General features: G+C 36.9%; 32 protein-coding genes. All 32 read right to left on the bottom strand.

Annotation, left to right across the window (positions count from 1 at the left end; genetic code table 11):
• Window positions 1–3: 3 nt before the first annotated feature.
• Window positions 4–1755 (bottom strand): terminase large subunit, encoded by a 1752-nt coding sequence (locus AC25Y1_RS10615; protein WP_488147956.1) that lies wholly within the window; start codon window positions 1753–1755, stop codon window positions 4–6.
• Window positions 1752–2126 (bottom strand): P27 family phage terminase small subunit, encoded by a 375-nt coding sequence (locus AC25Y1_RS10620; protein ID WP_488147957.1) that lies wholly within the window; start codon window positions 2124–2126, stop codon window positions 1752–1754. The genes AC25Y1_RS10615 and AC25Y1_RS10620 overlap by 4 nt, the downstream gene beginning before the upstream one ends.
• 138 nt (window positions 2127–2264) lie before the next feature.
• A complete protein-coding gene (locus AC25Y1_RS10625; protein WP_488147958.1) occupies window positions 2265–2564 on the bottom strand; it encodes an HNH endonuclease in 300 nt (99 codons plus the stop codon).
• Window positions 2565–2850: 286 nt separating this feature from the next.
• Window positions 2851–3372 carry a hypothetical protein gene (locus AC25Y1_RS10630; protein ID WP_488147959.1) on the bottom strand — a complete coding sequence of 174 codons (522 nt, stop codon included), beginning with the start codon at window positions 3370–3372 and terminating at the stop codon, window positions 2851–2853.
• A gap of 77 nt (window positions 3373–3449) precedes the next feature.
• Complete coding sequence (locus AC25Y1_RS10635; RefSeq protein ID WP_488147960.1) at window positions 3450–3851, bottom strand: hypothetical protein; 402 nt, start codon at window positions 3849–3851, stop codon at window positions 3450–3452.
• 277 nt (window positions 3852–4128) lie between these two features.
• A complete protein-coding gene (locus AC25Y1_RS10640) occupies window positions 4129–4293 on the bottom strand; it encodes a hypothetical protein (protein ID WP_488147961.1) in 165 nt (54 codons plus the stop codon).
• Between the two features lie 36 nt (window positions 4294–4329).
• Complete coding sequence (locus AC25Y1_RS10645) at window positions 4330–4650, bottom strand: hypothetical protein (protein WP_488147962.1); 321 nt, start codon at window positions 4648–4650, stop codon at window positions 4330–4332.
• Between the two features lie 36 nt (window positions 4651–4686).
• Window positions 4687–5112, bottom strand: coding sequence for a DUF722 domain-containing protein (locus AC25Y1_RS10650; protein ID WP_488147963.1), 426 nt, complete (start codon window positions 5110–5112; stop codon window positions 4687–4689).
• 45 nt (window positions 5113–5157) lie between these two features.
• Window positions 5158–5475 carry a hypothetical protein gene (locus AC25Y1_RS10655; protein WP_488147964.1) on the bottom strand — a complete coding sequence of 106 codons (318 nt, stop codon included), beginning with the start codon at window positions 5473–5475 and terminating at the stop codon, window positions 5158–5160.
• Window positions 5476–5505: 30 nt separating this feature from the next.
• A complete protein-coding gene (locus tag AC25Y1_RS10660; protein WP_488147965.1) occupies window positions 5506–6045 on the bottom strand; it encodes an ERCC4 domain-containing protein in 540 nt (179 codons plus the stop codon).
• Window positions 6042–6197 (bottom strand): hypothetical protein, encoded by a 156-nt coding sequence (locus AC25Y1_RS10665; RefSeq protein ID WP_488147966.1) that lies wholly within the window; start codon window positions 6195–6197, stop codon window positions 6042–6044. Before AC25Y1_RS10665 ends, AC25Y1_RS10660 begins: the two co-directional genes overlap by 4 nt.
• Entirely contained in the window at window positions 6194–6589 is a 396-nt protein-coding gene (locus AC25Y1_RS10670) for a YopX family protein (RefSeq protein WP_488147967.1), read from the bottom strand. Before AC25Y1_RS10670 ends, AC25Y1_RS10665 begins: the two co-directional genes overlap by 4 nt.
• A gap of 109 nt (window positions 6590–6698) precedes the next feature.
• A complete protein-coding gene (locus tag AC25Y1_RS10675) occupies window positions 6699–7127 on the bottom strand; it encodes a hypothetical protein (RefSeq protein WP_488147968.1) in 429 nt (142 codons plus the stop codon).
• Window positions 7128–7435: 308 nt separating this feature from the next.
• Window positions 7436–9763 (bottom strand): phage/plasmid primase, P4 family, encoded by a 2328-nt coding sequence (locus AC25Y1_RS10680; protein WP_488147969.1) that lies wholly within the window; start codon window positions 9761–9763, stop codon window positions 7436–7438.
• Between the two features lie 24 nt (window positions 9764–9787).
• The gene (locus tag AC25Y1_RS10685) at window positions 9788–10306 is read right to left on the bottom strand and encodes a dUTP diphosphatase (protein ID WP_488147970.1); all 519 of its coding nucleotides are present in this window, start codon (window positions 10304–10306) and stop codon (window positions 9788–9790) included.
• Between the two features lie 118 nt (window positions 10307–10424).
• Window positions 10425–10643, bottom strand: a complete 219-nt coding sequence (locus tag AC25Y1_RS10690; RefSeq protein WP_488147971.1) for a hypothetical protein — start codon at window positions 10641–10643, stop codon at window positions 10425–10427.
• Window positions 10618–10917 (bottom strand): hypothetical protein, encoded by a 300-nt coding sequence (locus AC25Y1_RS10695; protein WP_488147972.1) that lies wholly within the window; start codon window positions 10915–10917, stop codon window positions 10618–10620. The genes AC25Y1_RS10690 and AC25Y1_RS10695 overlap by 26 nt, the downstream gene beginning before the upstream one ends.
• Window positions 10914–11261 (bottom strand): hypothetical protein, encoded by a 348-nt coding sequence (locus AC25Y1_RS10700; RefSeq protein WP_488147973.1) that lies wholly within the window; start codon window positions 11259–11261, stop codon window positions 10914–10916. Before AC25Y1_RS10700 ends, AC25Y1_RS10695 begins: the two co-directional genes overlap by 4 nt.
• The gene (locus tag AC25Y1_RS10705) at window positions 11258–11662 is read right to left on the bottom strand and encodes a hypothetical protein (RefSeq protein WP_488147974.1); all 405 of its coding nucleotides are present in this window, start codon (window positions 11660–11662) and stop codon (window positions 11258–11260) included. The genes AC25Y1_RS10700 and AC25Y1_RS10705 overlap by 4 nt, the downstream gene beginning before the upstream one ends.
• Window positions 11655–12254 carry a hypothetical protein gene (locus AC25Y1_RS10710; protein WP_488147975.1) on the bottom strand — a complete coding sequence of 200 codons (600 nt, stop codon included), beginning with the start codon at window positions 12252–12254 and terminating at the stop codon, window positions 11655–11657. The genes AC25Y1_RS10705 and AC25Y1_RS10710 overlap by 8 nt, the downstream gene beginning before the upstream one ends.
• Window positions 12251–12373 carry a hypothetical protein gene (locus AC25Y1_RS10715; RefSeq protein ID WP_488147976.1) on the bottom strand — a complete coding sequence of 41 codons (123 nt, stop codon included), beginning with the start codon at window positions 12371–12373 and terminating at the stop codon, window positions 12251–12253. Before AC25Y1_RS10715 ends, AC25Y1_RS10710 begins: the two co-directional genes overlap by 4 nt.
• Before the next feature lie 125 nt (window positions 12374–12498).
• On the bottom strand, window positions 12499–12957 hold the full coding sequence (locus AC25Y1_RS10720; RefSeq protein WP_488147977.1) for a DUF669 domain-containing protein: 459 nt from the start codon (window positions 12955–12957) through the stop codon (window positions 12499–12501).
• Window positions 12957–13670, bottom strand: coding sequence for an AAA family ATPase (locus AC25Y1_RS10725; protein WP_488147978.1), 714 nt, complete (start codon window positions 13668–13670; stop codon window positions 12957–12959). Before AC25Y1_RS10725 ends, AC25Y1_RS10720 begins: the two co-directional genes overlap by 1 nt.
• Before the next feature lie 18 nt (window positions 13671–13688).
• Window positions 13689–14036, bottom strand: a complete 348-nt coding sequence (locus AC25Y1_RS10730) for an organic solvent tolerance protein OstA (protein ID WP_488147979.1) — start codon at window positions 14034–14036, stop codon at window positions 13689–13691.
• Window positions 14037–14051: 15 nt separating this feature from the next.
• Window positions 14052–14534: a siphovirus Gp157 family protein gene (locus tag AC25Y1_RS10735; RefSeq protein WP_488147980.1), complete on the bottom strand. Its 483-nt coding sequence runs from the start codon at window positions 14532–14534 to the stop codon at window positions 14052–14054.
• Between the two features lie 61 nt (window positions 14535–14595).
• Entirely contained in the window at window positions 14596–15054 is a 459-nt protein-coding gene (locus tag AC25Y1_RS10740; RefSeq protein ID WP_488147981.1) for a hypothetical protein, read from the bottom strand.
• Window positions 15055–15072: 18 nt separating this feature from the next.
• Entirely contained in the window at window positions 15073–15225 is a 153-nt protein-coding gene (locus tag AC25Y1_RS10745) for a hypothetical protein (RefSeq protein ID WP_488147982.1), read from the bottom strand.
• On the bottom strand, window positions 15182–15667 hold the full coding sequence (locus AC25Y1_RS10750; RefSeq protein ID WP_488147983.1) for a hypothetical protein: 486 nt from the start codon (window positions 15665–15667) through the stop codon (window positions 15182–15184). The genes AC25Y1_RS10745 and AC25Y1_RS10750 overlap by 44 nt, the downstream gene beginning before the upstream one ends.
• A complete protein-coding gene (locus AC25Y1_RS10755; protein WP_488147984.1) occupies window positions 15667–15834 on the bottom strand; it encodes a hypothetical protein in 168 nt (55 codons plus the stop codon). Before AC25Y1_RS10755 ends, AC25Y1_RS10750 begins: the two co-directional genes overlap by 1 nt.
• 5 nt (window positions 15835–15839) lie before the next feature.
• A complete protein-coding gene (locus AC25Y1_RS10760; RefSeq protein ID WP_488147985.1) occupies window positions 15840–16262 on the bottom strand; it encodes a hypothetical protein in 423 nt (140 codons plus the stop codon).
• Entirely contained in the window at window positions 16259–17167 is a 909-nt protein-coding gene (locus AC25Y1_RS10765) for a hypothetical protein (RefSeq protein WP_488147986.1), read from the bottom strand. Before AC25Y1_RS10765 ends, AC25Y1_RS10760 begins: the two co-directional genes overlap by 4 nt.
• A gap of 108 nt (window positions 17168–17275) precedes the next feature.
• Entirely contained in the window at window positions 17276–17488 is a 213-nt protein-coding gene (locus AC25Y1_RS10770; protein WP_488147987.1) for a hypothetical protein, read from the bottom strand.
• Window positions 17489–17502: the final 14 nt, after the last annotated feature.

Genomic DNA, 17502 nt, shown 5'->3' on the forward strand with positions numbered 1-17502 from the left:
CTATCAACTATCCAACCATCGAGAAGCAGTCCCCGATTTCTCCAAGTTCTTCAACATCTGCATAGCCGAGAACACCGCTGCATCAAATACATCAATCCTTTGAGTTTCTAAAACTTTTTCGTATTTAATAGCATCATCAGTCTGTTCAATCGCACGAACATTTTGGATGCAATACTCAAATGCTTCCGAACCAAGATAATAAAATCTTCGTTCTTTCGCTTTTGTTTCAATCCGTCTGAAGCCTTCTGATTTTAAATAAAAATACTGTGGAGCATCTTCAATCTTGAATCCATTTTTCTTCATTTCCATAATGAATTCCCGTCCGAATTTACGGTCAAATCCTGTATTTTTAATATTTAACTTCAATTTTTTCATGCGAATAAACCAATTGACAACATCAGGATAGTTGACAATCGGCGTATTGGTCATAGTTAAATGTCCTTCGTCTTTCCATCCAAATAGAGGGATGTTATCCACAGTTGCTTTCTCATGCGCTGCTACAATTGGGAAAAATGCGTGACTGATAACAATATCAATATCTTTATACATTCCATACAACGCTGTTGCTGTTAAATCGTGACGTTTGGATAAATCTGCGCCGCCATACCAATCTATTTTCATTGTCGCCAGTTTTTTAATTTTGTCTTCTAGTGATAATCCAGCCAATCCTAATTCCTCTTCGGTTTCACGATTGGACGATTGAAATTCATCAAGATTGAAATACGCTTTCATTGCTGATGTATAAATATTAAGCGACTTTGCTAAAAATGCCATTCGTTGTTGCGGATCGTTTTGAGCTTGCAATGCATCATTCAATAATTCATGGCCGGCAATCGAAATATTATAATTCGGATTCGCTTTTTCATGTTCAATCGGATTCGTGTAATCGACTTCGCCATGTTCGTCCTGGTCTGCTTTTGCGATAAACACAAAATACTGTTCGTCACTTACGGAACCATTTAATATTTTTTGACAGTAAATCATTCGGTTATAACAGAAACTATTCATGTTATCCCCGGCTGTCGTTATACCAATACATAAGCTATTTCGATATGCCTTACCCGATTCCTTAATCGTGTTATACTGCGATGCACTTTTATATAGATGTAACTCATCCAAAACTTGAATGAGCGTATTCAAACTATCCATTCGATCACTATTACCCGCAATCGTTTCAATTCGCATATAACCTTCACCGATATTACCGCTGATGCTGTGTTCTTGGTTGTTGTCGAGGATGCGGAAGTTGCCTTCTTCACCCATGTTTTTTACGTTGTAATTTATAAAGTTGAAACTTTGCAACGCTTGTTTTAATTGATTTCCGATTATGACGATTTCCGCGCCCGATTTTCTTTCCAGTAACCCCAATCCCCAAGACAAAGCACTCATAAATGGCGTTTTACCATTCTTCCGTGGCAGCATGATAAACGCTTCTTTATATTTCCTGAGAATTGTCCCTTTATGATAGAAACCTAGTATGTTATAAACGACAAATTTCTGCCATGGCTCCAATAAAAAAGGCTTACCGCGTAATGGGTAGCCATTCATGTCTTCGCCTTTTTGATGGACGAATGTTTTTTCAATTATCCTAATGACGAATTCCGCATCTTTGGGATTGAAATCATATTTAGGGTTTTCCATATCGTTAAAAAATCTTTTACACATTTCAATTTGTTCTTTATTCGCGAGCTTCCTTTTCTCCACAATTGCAGAAGCAAAGCGCACTACAGTTTCATAGTTTTTGAAATCCTTCACCCATCATCACCTAATGCTTGTTCTAACTTTGATTTTGGCTTCTCAGGAACCTCTTTACGAATAGGCACCTCTGGTTTCTTAACCCTTTCATAAGCCCTTGGATTCAAACAAAGTAAATCCGAGTATTTCGCGAGATCCTTCCTTAGCGATTCCATGGCCATATAGATCGGGGCTTTACGCTCGTTTGTAGCACCGGCTTTATTCGTATGTGATTCAGTCAATTTATAACCAGAATCAGCAAACTGTTCTTCAAATACTTTATATTGAACCAACATATCTACATAGAGATCAATCGTATGCTCGTAATTATCGCTGTAAACTCCCAAATGCTTCATATTATCAACAACTGATTTGCGTATTTTTTTTTTCATACAGCCGCCACACCCCCTTTCTAAAATGTCAAATGTCCGCGCTATTGGAAAGACCTCCCCTCTTCGCTCCCGTAGTGCCACACAATTCGACAACTCAATGGGGGGGATGTACATTTTTTATTTCGAATCAGATTTTTATTATTTATTCAGATGAACAGCAAGCTTACCGTGGACTCTATCTTGCCAATCGATTCCAATCTTTGTGATTTTATTTGTTATTCGATTATGCATTTTGCCATGACAAGTCAGACATAAACTTAAAAGATTATCGTTTGTTAACCAGAGAGATGGATGCTCGTCCAATGGGTATATATGGTGTACCGTAGTTGCCCCCGTAGTCTTACCGTAGCGACTACAGTGCTTGCAAATGTATCCATCACGACGCAAGATATTTTTACGCTTACGTATCCAACGTTGGTCTTTGTATGGGTTAGTCATAGATCAGCACGACCGAAGTTCACTAGATTATATTTGAGTTGAGACATTTGAGTTTTAATATCTTCAAACAGTTCGATTCGCTTCTGTTCATTGTATGGACCTGTCAGCGTCGCCCTCTTGCGTTGTAGCTTCCTTACCCTGGCATCTGTAACGAATGATGTGTAATGATGATGGCAATGTTCGCACTTGAAGTAGGTTTCCTGTATGTTGTTTGGGTGCTTCTTCTCTTTAAATACTACGTCTGTGATGTAGTCGCATTGGTTGCAGAGTGCTGTAAGTTTTTCGGTCATGAGTTATCACCATCGAATCTACGAGCCATTGCATTATGTTTTGCGAGTGATTCAGCTATAGCTCTCCCGTCAATATGGAGACTACATTCCCTTTGCTGGCTCTCTAACTCTTTCAAGTCCGCTATAGCCTTACGTGCTTCACGTTGGATTGCTTTGAGTCCTTTAAGAGTGTTAGCAATGTCGATGCCACCCTGTTCGCCAATTTTCCCTATCCTGTTCAGTTCATTCGACACCTTCATCTTCCTGTTTTTAATCGCATCATTAGGTCTAGTTAATGTTGATTTGGTTGGTCCATCACAAAGAATGCAACCAAATCCATCAGTAAATTTAAATTGTTGTTCTGTAAATACTTCCCTATATCCACAATCCATACATTCTAAGGTCGTTAATTTATCTTCTTCTCCAAGTCGTTTCCCTGCCATTTTCAATACATCATACTCACTAGTTGCCTTTGCCAAAGCCTTTATTCCAAGAATGTTATTAAGTTCTTCCTCTTCGCGTGACATTTTGTCCGCCATGATTACCACTCCTATTTATTTTTTTATATCAAAAAAGACACTCACGAATGTGAATGCCTTTGACTGATTATATTTAATTATTCCCGTTCAGCACGTTTACCCGTTTCAATCATACTCAATATACTATCTCTCACATTACGAAATCTATCCTTATCGCTATCTAAGTAGTGTTTACCTTGAATGGTTTCGGTGAACACACTCGTATATCTAAATATGTCTGATTCATTAGTAGTCATTTCTGTATTTTCGTATAGGCTTATATACTTTTCAAATATCTCAATTGCTTTCTCGCTTGGTGGTACCTCATTCTCATTAATATAATCTAATTCCTCAAGAACTCGTTTCGTATCGGCAGCGAACGTTTTATCTACACTTTTATGAATAGTTTCCGATTCACTATTTGCCTTTCCTCCACAAGCAGATAATAGGACAATTGCGATCAATAACATTACTATTTGTTTAATTTTTAATATTTTCATTTTATCCCTCCTGAATACCATTATAGTACTAGAAGGGTAAAAAAAATACCACACCCGAAGATAAGTTAGATACCAACATGGTTGCGTATTTCCGTACGCTGATTAAACATCGTGTGATAGAGTTTAAATTTTAATGTTAGAATCTTCGAGTGTGATTTAAAAAGAAGGGAGGAAAATGTAGTTTTAAGGAAAATAACTACAATATCAATTTACCTCATATTAATTCGAACTTACATACCCCTGACAAGTTCGATAAGGATAATGGTCGAACTGCTGATTACTTACTTGGACAACTTATTGCAAGACCACCTTCGGCTTCTCCGCATTTTTTACATATTTGAAAGCCGCATTCCACTACATAATGATATAGACTAGAGCTACTTTCCATGTCTTCATCACTGGCATTTTTAACATCTTCGAATGTATAGAAATCATGATTCACTATATTTCCCCCCTAAAATTTATTCATCGTTATGTGTCAACTCACCTTAACCAATTCGTTTGATTCCGCCGACAGATAGAATGCTGCTTGCATTGTGTATTCGTTGTAAACTGATAATGTAACGACATCCGCATTTAACGCTTTAAGTATCGACTTCCTACGTCTTTGAATCACCCTAACCACTTTGTTCATTGTTTCATCAAAATGAAGGAGTCCGTAAGCTTCGTCATATGGTTCAGCGTCGATTTCCGCGTGACCGTCTACAACGCTTTTGACATACAGGGATTTGAGCACACAGTTACCCTTACACTTGCACCGAAGAACACCGTGTAATGTGTTTTCCAAGTCATGAATCATGTTGAATCATCCCCTCTACAGTTTGTGTCAACTACATCACACATACCCAATCAATCTAGCCGTATCATCTAATAAGTTATTCCTTATTCTCAACACTTTATAACGCGTCATGCCAAGTTCAAACGCCATATCTTCCCATTCCATGAAGTCCCTCCCACTACACCAATAACGCCTGTCCACAATTGATTTAGCATCTTCATCGAGTTCCTCATACAATTTTTCAATAACGCTCGTAATAGTGGTTAAATTTTGATGTAATTTATCCTCCAATAATTTAATAGCCAATTGTTCAGTCGGTTTAGATATCTGACGAACCGAATTACTACCTCCACCCGAATTCTCATCATCCGAGTTTTTACTCATCAATTCCCATTCACGATATTTTAACCGTTTGATGTTTTCATTATGATTTATCCAATGTTCTTCTAGTTTTTTAATATCGTGTCTGTTTAATTTTCGCAATTCCTCACCTCGTTTTCAAAAGTCATTGCCCTGTGAATTAGACCATCAATATATTTTATTCCACTCATTTCCGTAACCTTCTAAACGATATGTTCCGACCTCAAACGATTTAGTTTGAAGAATGATTTGCAAAGCGGTTTCGGTTTCTTTGTGTAGATTTCCGTACTTATCTTCTAATTCCGCCGACAACTCTTCTGCGTAGCTACCAGTTAAAATATAATGAATGTCCGACGGTACATCACTGTTTCCATAAGGTCTTTTGGGATTGATTGCCGGTGCGCCTGTTTCGGTTTTTTTCCAACCAACGTACATATTTGTTATCAACTTAATGTGTTCTTCTTTCAACTCGAATATTTTAATCATTTAATACTCCCCTTTAGTCCGTATTTCTGTTTAAAATGCTCCACTTTTTAAATAATGTCTTAATTGATAATAAAAATGATGGTAAATCCAATTTCCACTAAATTTTTTATCAAGATAGACGATTTCAAAATTATATCTAGCTTTGAATGTATTCAATCTACCTAATAATGCTAATGGGTCATACTTCGACCTGTAATCGCCTTTTAACATTTTTTCATATCCGTTTATGTCTTCCACAATCAAAGTAAAGGGAATATCTTTCGAACGGATCAATTCATTTTCAAATGCTGTTTGTGTATCTTTTTGCAAGTTGCCTGTGATTTCGTCCATATGAGCTTTACGTTCTACACGTCCATTGAAGTAAATATTGCGTGTGATGCCCAATTCTGGATTAGCTGGAATTAAAGCTCCGTAATCTCCTGTATCAAGCTTTTCAATTTTCACTGGAATGCCTTTTTGATTTAAGTAATCTGTTATATGCTGATTAACCTTCTCCCTGGTATCCATAACGATTACCATTGTTTTCATAATTTCTTTTATTTCTTTTTCTGTGTATTTATAGCTAATCATTTTTTATCACTCTCCAAAGCTCGTGCGAAAAACAATAACGCTCCTGTAATAAAAGCTGTTGCAACACTAAAAGAATTAACCTCTACACCCATAAAAACAGTTACGCTTATCATCAAAAACATACAACCTAATACAATTTGTACTACCTTCATTTAACATCACCTAGCAATTCTGGATTGTCGTAGATGTTGCCGATAATCTCAAACTCGTTTTTTACAGCAGTTGGATAGCCTCCACCTAAGAGAATGTTGCAACCGTAGTAAATGATTTTTTCACCAAAATCACCTTCGACAACCTGTTCTCCGATTTCTACTGCAAAGGTTTGCATTCCGTCAGCGACAATATCGCCTTCATAAATTCTTGCTCCGTTCTTATCGTTTAAGCCCGTGTATTGTCCAACTGATTCAGGAACAACGAGACTATCTATGTCGCACGCTCTGTTATCTACATTCACGATGAAAGCACTATTACTACCGAATAAAGGGATTCCAAAAATGAATCTGTTATATGTTTTTGAATAACCTCGAAATCTAATTTCTCTCATTCCTATTACCTCCCGTTTTAACATCATTTACCGTTCGTCCTAACTGTTCTAAGTAGTTTCATGAACAAATACTCACATTCGACTTAAAACGCCTATAATCGCTCGTAAACTACTTATTTCGACTAGCGTATGAAACTGCTAGATTATAAAATTTAATTTTCATAGAATTTGATTCATCATTTTCATATTCTCGATAGTCAGAGTACAAATCAAACCATCCCTGTTTCGCTAGAACAACCGTCCAATCATGCAACAACATTAAAGATTCATTGTCATTCGTAAGCCATTCATTCATTTTCTCATTCCATTGCCATCCACAGAATAAAAGGAGTGCTTTACGAATCGTCACATCTGCATTACTTGCTGATTCCCAACTTTTAAACCATTGATCAACATCATTAAAAATCGGTTCAGCTGCCTTTAATACTTCTGGTGGAATTAAATTTGCATTATTAATCGCTAATCGACCATCTGATTCATCACGATAGATTTCAGCGCCACTCTTCCAGATAAGTGATAAAACTTTTAATACTGACACGATTCGGTATCCCTCCCTCGAGTTATTGAAAAAACGGAAGTTATCATGATAGTTACTAGAATTACATCTCGATAACTCACGATAAACCCTTTAGCACCAACAGTTTCAAGCGTATTTTTTCATGAAAGTTATTAGAGTTACTGGCATACAGGTATTACCCGTCTAAAGAGACTATATATATATATTTTTATTTTTTACTTATATAGAATACCAATAACTAAAGTAACTATAGTAATAGATAACTAACTCTAAGCCTTGTCACTATTGGCTTCGTGAAAAAATAAAATAGTTACTGAGACTAACTTTCGTTACTGACTGACCTTGAAAAAGTTGTTATTCTCATTTTCGATAACCCCTTCAGTAACTGTTACACGCTCATTTAAGGTAATTCCTGTCAAAAATGTTTTATTTCCAGTACCTTTCGTTTTTCCGAAACCTTTCGTTTCTAACATTCTATAAAAAGCACGATTTCCGAGTGATCGTTCACCTGAACTAAAACACCATCTGTCATAAACGTTGTATAATTCTTTTGCTTCAATTTGAATCGCTTCATTTGTAGGTTCATCGGTATAACAATTTTCACTTAGAAATGGTCCTAAAATATCCATATCTTCTTTGTAGTTTCCAGTAGCATCAGAAACGGCTCTAGGTTCTTTCAATCCCGACTGCTGCCACTTTAAGCAACCTTCGATTACCCAGTTTAGAACCCCTGACATTTCCATTGATAATTTTTCTTCAAGTTTCTTATCCCGTTCATGCGCTTTTAAACTTAAAGTGAATGGAATGATTTTTACTCTTCTCCATATCCCGTCATCCACACCACCAATGATTGGTTTATGGTTTGTCGTAAAAAACACTTTAAATTCGGGAATAAACTCGAAGAACTCTTGTCTAAGGAATCTTGCTAGAATTGCTTCTCCACCTGTTATGGTTTTTACAAGTGATTCCTGAAGTTTTTCACCTTCTTCACTTTCTACTGCAGATACAAAACGGGAACTGGCCAATCTAGCAATATCGTTATTTGCTCCATCACTTTTTCTTTTTATGAATGTTTCTGAGTTTGTTTGTAAACCATAATCACCCATTATTTTTTTTATCGTATTAACAAAAGTTGATTTACCATTTGAGCCACCACCGACTAGAAAATACATTGATTGTTCGGATGTATCACCAGTGAGTGAATAGCCTATGAGCCGCTGCATGTATTCGATTAAATTTTTATCATCTTTAAATATTTGATTTAAGAATGTCATCCAAACGGGACATTTTGCGTTTTCGTCATATTCAACATTTGCGATTTTCGTTAGATTTAATTCACGATCATGCGGTTTAAGTTTTCCTGTTTTTAAATCGATGATGCCATTTTCGATGTTGAACAAGTATTTATGTCTGTCGAACTCATCACGTTCGCCTGGCACCAATGGCATTAAATCTTTAATGCTATTCATCCGGATGTTTCTGCGTTCACACATACGAGCCCATTTTGATTCCATTTCGTCATCTGACTTGTACAATCCACGTAAAACTTTATTTGTGATTCGCTCGATTTCCTTTTTAGTATCAACACGCCAACGTTTTCCATCCCATATCAACCAACCCATATCGCCAACATATTTGATGGTATGGCCGTACTCATAAGCGATTCTTTCAGCGTTACCTAATTCAGTAAGACGGAATTTCTTTTTCGGCTTTTCTACTTCTTCTCCATTGTGGAAATCAAAAGAGAATTCATCATATTGCTGTTGGTCCAATACTGTGGATGTGGTGGATGTAATAGCTTCTGCAATCGTGCGTTCACCATATGTTTCATTAGTGTCCCTAAAATGAATTACATCCCATTTATCACGCATGAGAGCCGTTTCACGAAACATTGCATCCATTCGAGTTGCTGATTTACCTGTCCAGAATGCAAGATAATTACATAAAGCTAGATCCGTTCCAGAATGGTCATTGTCGATTAAATTACCTTTGTATAAACTACGAATTTCATCGCCTTTTTTACTGCGGAACATCTTTTCCCAAAGTGATTCGTTTGATAATTTTATTTCGTCACTTTCAAAGTCTGCTAAATTGGCTCGACCTTGGATATCACTATCGTCAAAATAACGTTCAAACACTTCAGCTAGTTCATCAGTACGCTCGTATATTTCGTTTGAGTTTTCTTTATTGCCCGTGAAGGTAAAATAGCGAGTGTGTGAATAAATTTCTAAACCATGCTTCGTGTTTTTCCTTCCAGTCCCTATCACGTTTTGAGGGACGTTTCCTTTAACAATAATGTGGATACCTGTTTCGCTTGGACTAAATTCTGTATAAGAATCTAGCGAATCAATTATTTCTGTTGCAAAACTATTAACTTTCCCATCTGATACACAGTCATCAACATCTATTCCGATGTAATTATCTTGACGACTGAATACAAATCCAATTCCGTCATAATCACCTTGTAAGTAAAACTTAACCGCTGTTGCAAATGTGGACCAAGTACGACGGTTATTAGCTTGAGCCATTTCACCGTCAACTTGATATGGTACTTTTGTATATCGTTCGCCTTTCTCTTCACTTTTCCACAATATCCATTGAGGAAGGGCTTTTAATTCAGCTGGTATTTCGTTAAAATTGTATGGATTTTCTTTCATGACCGCCCTCCTGATTTGACTAAGTTAATATCCATTTTCTTGTCTATTGTGATTGATTTTGTTCTTTTCGTAATAGGCTGTTTCGATTTGTTCATATTCAAATCCAAGCATGTCACCTAACCCTAAAAACAACTCCAATCCCTCATGAAAATAACCACCGTAACCCTCTTCATGAAACTCCCAATCCGTTTGCATTAACATGGTGAATTGTTTCGTAATTCCGTCACAGGTGATTGGTTCAATATCCAAAGGTAACGCTTTGTCAAATTCGTGTTCCAATCCAATCGACAGAATGAAGTGAAGATTGTCAACGTATTCTTCTAAAACTCGATTGACGGGTCCGTTAATAGTGAAGTATTGAGTTCTCGGTGCGTTATTCTCTTTCCAAAACTTAAAACCTTGCCATTCATTCGCTAGTTCGCCTAACTCGACCTGTAATGCAAGAATCTTTTCTGGAAGCAAGTCACGTCCTTCTAGTTGTTTCTGTGACACTATTCTTTCATCTAATACCTTTTGAGTTTCGAATAATTTACTTAAATTCATAACCGATCAACCCCTCCATATACCTTTTCCTTACAACTTTTACAAACGACAATTGTTTTCAATCCATCAAAATATTGAGTAACTTTATCGCTTTGCTTTTTGCATTTGTAACATTCTTTCATTTATTTCCCTCCACAATCTTCGCTTTCAAACAAGTAAGATATACAACATGGTCAATAGACTCTTCAATCGCGTGGTCTATCCACTCAATTGTTGAATAACTATCTGGATTGACCGTTTCCCCGTATTTCTCAACACCTTTATTTGTTTGTGTGATTAATTTGTCCAGTACTTGTGTGAGAATCGCATTTTTATTGACGTACGTTAGACCCTTCAATGTTTTCTCTCCCTTTCAATTTGTACACGATTTCCTCAATAGCATCGTGTCCACTCTCATATTTTTTAGCTAACCTATAAACTTCACCGTAATCCAGCCCCAACGAATGGATAAATACAAGCTGCGTTTTTGTGAAAATTCTAGTGTTTTCATCGTCATCTTCGGGTATTCCGTATTCCATGATGACTTTCCGCATCCGTTCAATCTGACTCTGTAACTTTGCGTTTTCTTGCTGCCATTGCCATTCAATGTTGGGAATATTGGCTGTTGTCATTTGGAATCACCTTCTAAGGCTTGACGTGCTTTATATCCTGTATCTTCCACAAATGGAGGTGCATCATCATAAATGTCCCCCTCCGGCGTGTACAACTTGCTGTTTTGCCATGTACTTTCTTGTGCATAGAATTTCAACGCTTCACGGAATCGCTTGTTTTCTTTTAAATCTATCGCATATTTTTCTACAACTATCTCAAGCGCCAATTTAAACTCTTGCGCCAATTCAGCTTGTTCGATAAGCCATAAATAGTCACCACTCGGAACTAAGAATTTACCTCTTAGATGCTCGTATGTTGCGTGGTTCTTTAATCGTTCCACCCGTTCCGCATTCGTTTCAGTCATTCTGAATCACCTCTCAACGCTTCTCGACCTTTAACAATAGCTACGTTAATATCTTTAATACCTAAATCTTCATCATCGACCAGAAGGCTTTCTATTGCTCCTAAACTGAAATCGAAAACTCCATCGAATAATTCAAGCGCTTCACGTAGTCGCTTGCTTTCTTCTAATTTGTCCGCCCACGCTTGCCCAAAGTTAGTTGCACCCGTTTTGTATTTCTCCGTTCGTTTAGCTTGTTTAATAAGGAAACTTAAATCATCCTCATTCAAGTAAGGATTAACAAATTTCAATTGTGCATCATTTATATATTCTTCGATATTCTTCAATCGTTCCGCATCTGTTTTCATAAGTTCATGTGCTTCATTTAATGCCTGTTGTTTTTCTTCGAATGTATAGTTAGTCAACTGAATCACCTTCAAAATTTATGAATGATTCGGCTGGGTAGAAACCTTTTAATTCCCCATCTTCATATTCGTGATATGCGAAATCAGGGTCATCTACCGATAATTCTTTCCCGCCATAACGATATATTCTTATATCGCCAGTTTTAAATTCCCCAACCTCACGATCAAGTTTCTTCCACAATTGACGATGCTGTTCAGTTTTGATTTCTTCAGGAGTTGCATGACGGATATTTTTATCTAGATGTATTGCGGAATTCCCACAAGTAATCTTATCTCCAAGTACTTTAACAACTTCAAATACTCTCCCATTCACAAAATCCTTATCGTTATCAGGGTTCAGTCCTTGCCCCGAAAATTCACGTACAACCCAATCCCCAGCTTTGTATTCTGGTTCGATTTCGTAACCGACACGCAAAGCCCTCAAAAACTTAACGTCATCCATCCCATTCAATACCGAAGCCTTTCCTATATAACTACGTTCGTTTTTAATGTGCGATATTATTAATTGGTCAATATTCCAAGGGTGCGAACCCCCTAGCATCCACTGAAACGCATCAGCCTGTTCCTGCGTAATCATAATTTTTCCACTCATTTACTTTTCCTCCATTCAGTAATTACTGTAATAAACACCGCCACAAGTAGTAATATGAAGATTGTCGATATTGCAAAGAATCCCGCATCATTCATAAATTTATATCCGAAATCTAGCATTCGCTTTTCCTCCCTTTCATAATTCGTGCATCCAATCGAATTTATGTTTAATTCGTCTATTTAATCGTATAAAAAAGAGAAGTCCACCGAAATGAACCTCTCTATTTAGTTTTATTCATTTTCCATTAAAATGGTAAATCATCATCACCCACAACGATTGGTGCTCCTACCTGCGCTGGTGGATTTGCATTAGACGGATTGTAATAACTAGACTTGGCATAAGTGTTACCTTTATTATCTTCTTCGTGTTTTACACCGATTTCTAGATTTTTATTAATCAAACCGTTTGCCATTTCCTCACAAGATGCAAAGTTATGATTCGTAGGAAATCCAGCAGCTACACATAATGATTTAGCAATACCTCTTGCTGTTGGGTGTTCGAATGTAAAGTTGTTATATAAAACTTTTGCGCCTTGTGATTCTTGCGGAACGTCCGATCGAATTTCAAAATCTACTACCAACATATCTTTTTCTGCTTGTGTTTTTTGAGCGACTGCGTTAATGATCACCGCTTCGTATTTACCTACCTTTGGCAATTGAAACCCTTTTACTTCTTCTACTTCTTCCATTTTAAAAAATGACATTATTTATCTTCTCCTTTTGTATTATCAATTGTGGAAGGCTGGTCGCCGACCTTGAAAATGTCCTCGTGAGCACATGCTTTGCGATGGTCTAATTGATTTTTCGCGAATATATATGACGATGGTTCTAAAATAAAACCATAATTACCCGTTTCATCATTCTTCACCGATTTAGCAACTACTTGGCACAACCCCATAAAGTTGTTTAATATTTTGATGCGAATATCCGGATAAGAACGATTGACAACTTGTCCATTCGGTAAATTCCAAGCATCCGTCATTTCCCACGCCGTGAACACTACCCTTTTTCCTAAAGTCTTAATAAAACGAACGCTATCTATAATAAAGAAATCGATTTGTTGATAGTTTCCTTGGGATGGCACCCGATTGTTTTTACCTTCTCTACCTAAATTTGATAACATTGATCTAGTTAACTCTGAAATATTATCAAAAAAGATAGTATCGTATTTCGACAGGTCAGCATTCTTTAAATCGACCATTAATTGATTCCAAGCATTCCACGCATCGTAAGAATCGAAATTGACTATATCAATGTTCGGACTTCCTGCCAAAACGATTTCCGTTTTATCGATTGGTATATAAAGTGTGTTACCATCTAAATACTTCGCGGCAGTTGTTTTTCGCATACCTGGATTTCCGTATAGGAACCAAGTAGATGCTTCCGCTTGAATCTCCATTGCACTAGTAGTTTTCATATTTTCCACACCTCTCTATTAAAATGGAGCTCCATCATTTTCATTTCTGTCTTCCACAACTTCATCGATGCTCATTTGATTTGGATCTACTTGAAATGTTCCATCGCCATTTGTAGTAACTTCTACACCTTCATGCATGATTCTTTCTGCTTCATTTTTCATAGCATCATTTTCCATAATTTCACGTGGTACGTTGTAGCTGTAAGTTAAATCGACAAGGAAATATGTGCCGAATTTATTATGCTTTTCACTGATTTTGTGCATTGTGAGATATACATTTTCTTTTGCTGCTGAAACGATTTCTTCTGCTTCATCACTTGTACCTGCATAGTGTTGTTCTTTTTGGTTTAATTGTTCTTTTGTCATTTTGGTTTCCTCCAATTATCGAATTCGCAATGATTCGCCTTGTTGTATTTGTGCACCAGGTACTTCTTCTTTATTTTTCAAAAGTTCCATTATGGCTTTTTTGTCGATTGTATTTACTGTTGTAGTTGTAACGTATATCTTCGGAATCAACGACTCATCCACAAGTTTTAAAGATGGAGGATTCTTCTGAATGGTAAATGTGAATTTCTTACCTTTTATTTTCCTATCACCTGTGGAAGACATAGCTTCATGCATTGCTAATTTCATACGTTTAATATTATTTTCCATCACTTTGCGTTTATCGCCTAAACGTTTTTCCTCCGCTTTTAATCCAGCTACATCAGATTCAATATTTTTAATAACCATTGCATATGATTCTAGTTTTGTTTCGATCGCGTCCTCCACAGTTGATAGGATGCCGTCTAAATCTGTTTCACCATCTTCTATCATTTGTTGCAAGTGAGCATATGAGCCTTGTAATTCGTATAAAGTAGCCAACTATATTTCCTCCCATGGTTATATTTTTGAATGAATTGTGATAAACTAGCAGTGAGATATTTCACTTAGCGGCCCTTTGGAGAGGGTCGTTTTTAATTTCCAATTCTTTTTCATCCAACAATCCAACGTTATACATTTCTTTCGCAGTAATGTGGTCCACTAATTCCCCGCCGACTGTATTTGCATAAGGTGATATTCTCCCTTTGTAATATCCCGCTTTCAATTCTTCTCTAGTAAATGGAGCGTCAGGACGTAAAACATATTTGCTGTAATCAGTTTTTGGGTGAAATTTTTTCTTTGTGTATTTAAAATACTTTCGTTTTGATTGCGTATATATCGTTTTTCCAATCCTGTCTTTGTAACACCAATTATCAAATTCCGGGCCAATCTCACTAGCTTCACATGCGTAGCAATGATATGGACCGCATTGAACCATGCCGACACCTACATCAACAAAATCTGCTTCCATCCCGCTCCCACAATAAGGACATTCCTTTGACGACGTGTCATAAGCTCCCATCATTCTCACCTCCTTAAATTAATCTTGCATTGCCCGCTTAACAGCTAACTTACGAAGCAGAATTGAATACTTAACATCTTCCAATGCCTGTCCCTCAATACTGTGGACATCGAATTTATTCAACTGATTAATAATGTTTTTTCGTTTCAATTTCTGCTGTAACTTCGTCATTTGCATACCATCCTTCCGTGAATGCTTTGACTTCTTCTACAGCATCAATGAATCCTAGTACGCGTTGTTGTGTAAGCTTGTAATCCTTTTGATAAGTTGATAGAGCCGAAGAAGTAAATGGTAATAAGTCTGAATCACTTTCCATTGCATCGACTGCGATATTGATTAGTTTTTCATCTTCAATTTTCAATGTTTTTTCAAGATGTTCAATAAGTTTGTTGTTCCTATCCACAATTGATTGTTCAAGTTCTGGAAATTCGATTGATTTCTTTATGTCAATTCGTTTCGTGCCTTCTGGTGTCCAACTAGCATCTTCATCGTAATAAGTCTGGATAACCACGCCCTTTTCACCCGTGGCAGTTACGCTAGTTATTTCATCTTGATAAAAACTGATACTTGAAACTGATAATTTTTCACCATTTACATTCAATATTGTTTTCATTACAATTCCTCCAATTCAAATTTTAATTGCGGATTTAACTCGACAACACTTGCCACAGCTTTACTTACATAAAGTTTTAAAGGTGATATTGCTAATTTAATCCCAACCATTTCAGCTACCCACATGCCATCATTGTTTTTTCTTATTTCGATAAGGATGGTTTCCAATGAATTCAACTCCCCTTGATGCGTTGCCATACTGGTTTTTGACCTTCCGATTGAATGACCGTGACGATTGCGTTAAGTTTTTTATTAAGTTTTTCGTTATCTTCGATTAGATATTTGTTCTGTTCCACTAACTGAAGCCATTTGTGATTAAAATTTCGATTTGAATCATCTATTAAACTAGTAATTTCTTGAATATCCGAAACGCTGTTCTCCACGATCATTTCATGTATTTGTTGAACTGAAACACTTCCACCTATTGCTTGTGCTTCGTGCAAATCATTAACGATAATATCGATGTAGCCGTTTAGTCGTAATGCAAGTTCATGATTTTGAATGCTGCCAAAGTTGTATTTTTTACCGTTAACTGTTCGATATAAACGATATCCGTGTTTAGATTTTGTAACGCCTACTGGTAATTCTTTTGTCAATTGATTTCCCTCCCATAATTTGCGTTTGAATCGTTGGTGATGTTGATTTGTGAAGTGACCAATGAGCCGAATAATTCCTTTGTCCAAAAACAAGTTTCTGGAACTCCACTATGATTACTTAGTCCGTCTAATCTTTCGACTGTTTGAGGGATTCCTACATTAGCTAATGAGTGTTTGACTACAACCATCCCCACCACAACTTCATCAGGCTGAACAGCTCCCAAAAACTCTACCGGAATGTCAATCTCCAACGCTCGTGCTAGTGCGATAGCTTTGCCGATGTCAGAGTTGAATACGTCAGATGGATTGCATTTGGCGATGCCCCTTGATATGAATCTGTTAGTTCCAGCACCCCTTGCAATAGCTACAACGGTACGCTTTTCTTCATTTACAACAAATTCGATTACACAATTAACTCCATGTCCTCCAAAGCGGTAATACTCTTTCTCCACTCCTGAGAAATGACCTTTTCGTTTTAAGCCCTCCACAAACTCCTTAGCCCGCTGAATCAATTCCGCACGTTGTTGGTTGGGTGATGGAATAAACGGAACGTCTTGTAAATTTGTGACTGGATTTTCTTCAACAGCTTCAAAAACTTCAACGTTATTGTGTGTTCGGTTATGGTAGTCAACGAATACGTTGTAATTGTAATTTCCAACAGTCATTGTTCTTTTTACAGGACCATATATTTCTCCATTTTCGAGTTGAGAGCCTTTCACCATATCGTTAAACCTCACATAATCACCCGCTGAAACTTTACGGCTAACCTTCCGCAACATCTTCCCATCATGCCTAATCGCTTCTACATGACCACGCATACGTTCTTCCAATCGTCTACCCATTTCCGCACCGACATCACCGTGTAAACTGATTAACTTCTGATTCGACAATTCTTTTAAATTCATGATTTATTCCTCCCTTTTTTTATCAATCTGTTTGTTTATACATCCACACGACATAACCAATTAAAAACGGTGTAAGGTAAAGCACAATCAATAACTTATCGATTAGACTTAGCATTTGACTTTATCCTTTCTTGTATATCTGATTGACCAACAGCCGTTTTCTCTTTTATAAGCGACCCTTTCATAATCATTCACAACGTCTGATGTTGTATCACTTTCTGTTTTCAGCACCCATGAATTTTCTAGCAACTTGGAAAGCCCAGCTGGCGTTTCGATTCTTTCGCCTTCAAATACTAAATAAGGGATTTCAATTTTGTGCATTTCTCCCTCTCCCC

This window comes from Sporosarcina sp. Y1009 (assembly GCF_057669865.1).

What these genes read in the sequence shown, in the direction of transcription:
- AC25Y1_RS10670 (WP_488147967.1), bottom strand. Translation starts at nt 6,589, where the DNA reads ATGAGAGAAATTAGATTTCGAGGTTATTCAAAAACATATAACAGATTC.
- AC25Y1_RS10745 (WP_488147982.1), bottom strand. Translation starts at nt 15,225, where the DNA reads ATGACGAAGTTACAGCAGAAATTGAAACGAAAAAACATTATTAATCAG.
- AC25Y1_RS10665 (WP_488147966.1), bottom strand. Translation starts at nt 6,197, where the DNA reads ATGAAGGTAGTACAAATTGTATTAGGTTGTATGTTTTTGATGATAAGC.
- AC25Y1_RS10620 (WP_488147957.1), bottom strand. Translation starts at nt 2,126, where the DNA reads ATGAAAAAAAAAATACGCAAATCAGTTGTTGATAATATGAAGCATTTG.
- AC25Y1_RS10630 (WP_488147959.1), bottom strand. Translation starts at nt 3,372, where the DNA reads ATGGCGGACAAAATGTCACGCGAAGAGGAAGAACTTAATAACATTCTT.
- AC25Y1_RS10765 (WP_488147986.1), bottom strand. Translation starts at nt 17,167, where the DNA reads ATGAATTTAAAAGAATTGTCGAATCAGAAGTTAATCAGTTTACACGGT.
- AC25Y1_RS10730 (WP_488147979.1), bottom strand. Translation starts at nt 14,036, where the DNA reads ATGACAAAAGAACAATTAAACCAAAAAGAACAACACTATGCAGGTACA.
- AC25Y1_RS10645 (WP_488147962.1), bottom strand. Translation starts at nt 4,650, where the DNA reads ATGATTCATGACTTGGAAAACACATTACACGGTGTTCTTCGGTGCAAG.
- AC25Y1_RS10660 (WP_488147965.1), bottom strand. Translation starts at nt 6,045, where the DNA reads ATGATTAGCTATAAATACACAGAAAAAGAAATAAAAGAAATTATGAAA.
- AC25Y1_RS10725 (WP_488147978.1), bottom strand. Translation starts at nt 13,670, where the DNA reads ATGAAAACTACTAGTGCAATGGAGATTCAAGCGGAAGCATCTACTTGG.
- AC25Y1_RS10695 (WP_488147972.1), bottom strand. Translation starts at nt 10,917, where the DNA reads ATGACAACAGCCAATATTCCCAACATTGAATGGCAATGGCAGCAAGAA.
- AC25Y1_RS10740 (WP_488147981.1), bottom strand. Translation starts at nt 15,054, where the DNA reads ATGGGAGCTTATGACACGTCGTCAAAGGAATGTCCTTATTGTGGGAGC.
- AC25Y1_RS10720 (WP_488147977.1), bottom strand. Translation starts at nt 12,957, where the DNA reads ATGTCATTTTTTAAAATGGAAGAAGTAGAAGAAGTAAAAGGGTTTCAA.
- AC25Y1_RS10750 (WP_488147983.1), bottom strand. Translation starts at nt 15,667, where the DNA reads ATGAAAACAATATTGAATGTAAATGGTGAAAAATTATCAGTTTCAAGT.
- AC25Y1_RS10700 (WP_488147973.1), bottom strand. Translation starts at nt 11,261, where the DNA reads ATGACTGAAACGAATGCGGAACGGGTGGAACGATTAAAGAACCACGCA.
- AC25Y1_RS10710 (WP_488147975.1), bottom strand. Translation starts at nt 12,254, where the DNA reads ATGAGTGGAAAAATTATGATTACGCAGGAACAGGCTGATGCGTTTCAG.
- AC25Y1_RS10625 (WP_488147958.1), bottom strand. Translation starts at nt 2,564, where the DNA reads ATGACTAACCCATACAAAGACCAACGTTGGATACGTAAGCGTAAAAAT.
- AC25Y1_RS10680 (WP_488147969.1), bottom strand. Translation starts at nt 9,763, where the DNA reads ATGAAAGAAAATCCATACAATTTTAACGAAATACCAGCTGAATTAAAA.
- AC25Y1_RS10685 (WP_488147970.1), bottom strand. Translation starts at nt 10,306, where the DNA reads ATGAATTTAAGTAAATTATTCGAAACTCAAAAGGTATTAGATGAAAGA.
- AC25Y1_RS10715 (WP_488147976.1), bottom strand. Translation starts at nt 12,373, where the DNA reads ATGCTAGATTTCGGATATAAATTTATGAATGATGCGGGATTCTTTGCA.
- AC25Y1_RS10655 (WP_488147964.1), bottom strand. Translation starts at nt 5,475, where the DNA reads ATGATTAAAATATTCGAGTTGAAAGAAGAACACATTAAGTTGATAACA.
- AC25Y1_RS10770 (WP_488147987.1), bottom strand. Translation starts at nt 17,488, where the DNA reads ATGCACAAAATTGAAATCCCTTATTTAGTATTTGAAGGCGAAAGAATC.
- AC25Y1_RS10635 (WP_488147960.1), bottom strand. Translation starts at nt 3,851, where the DNA reads ATGAAAATATTAAAAATTAAACAAATAGTAATGTTATTGATCGCAATT.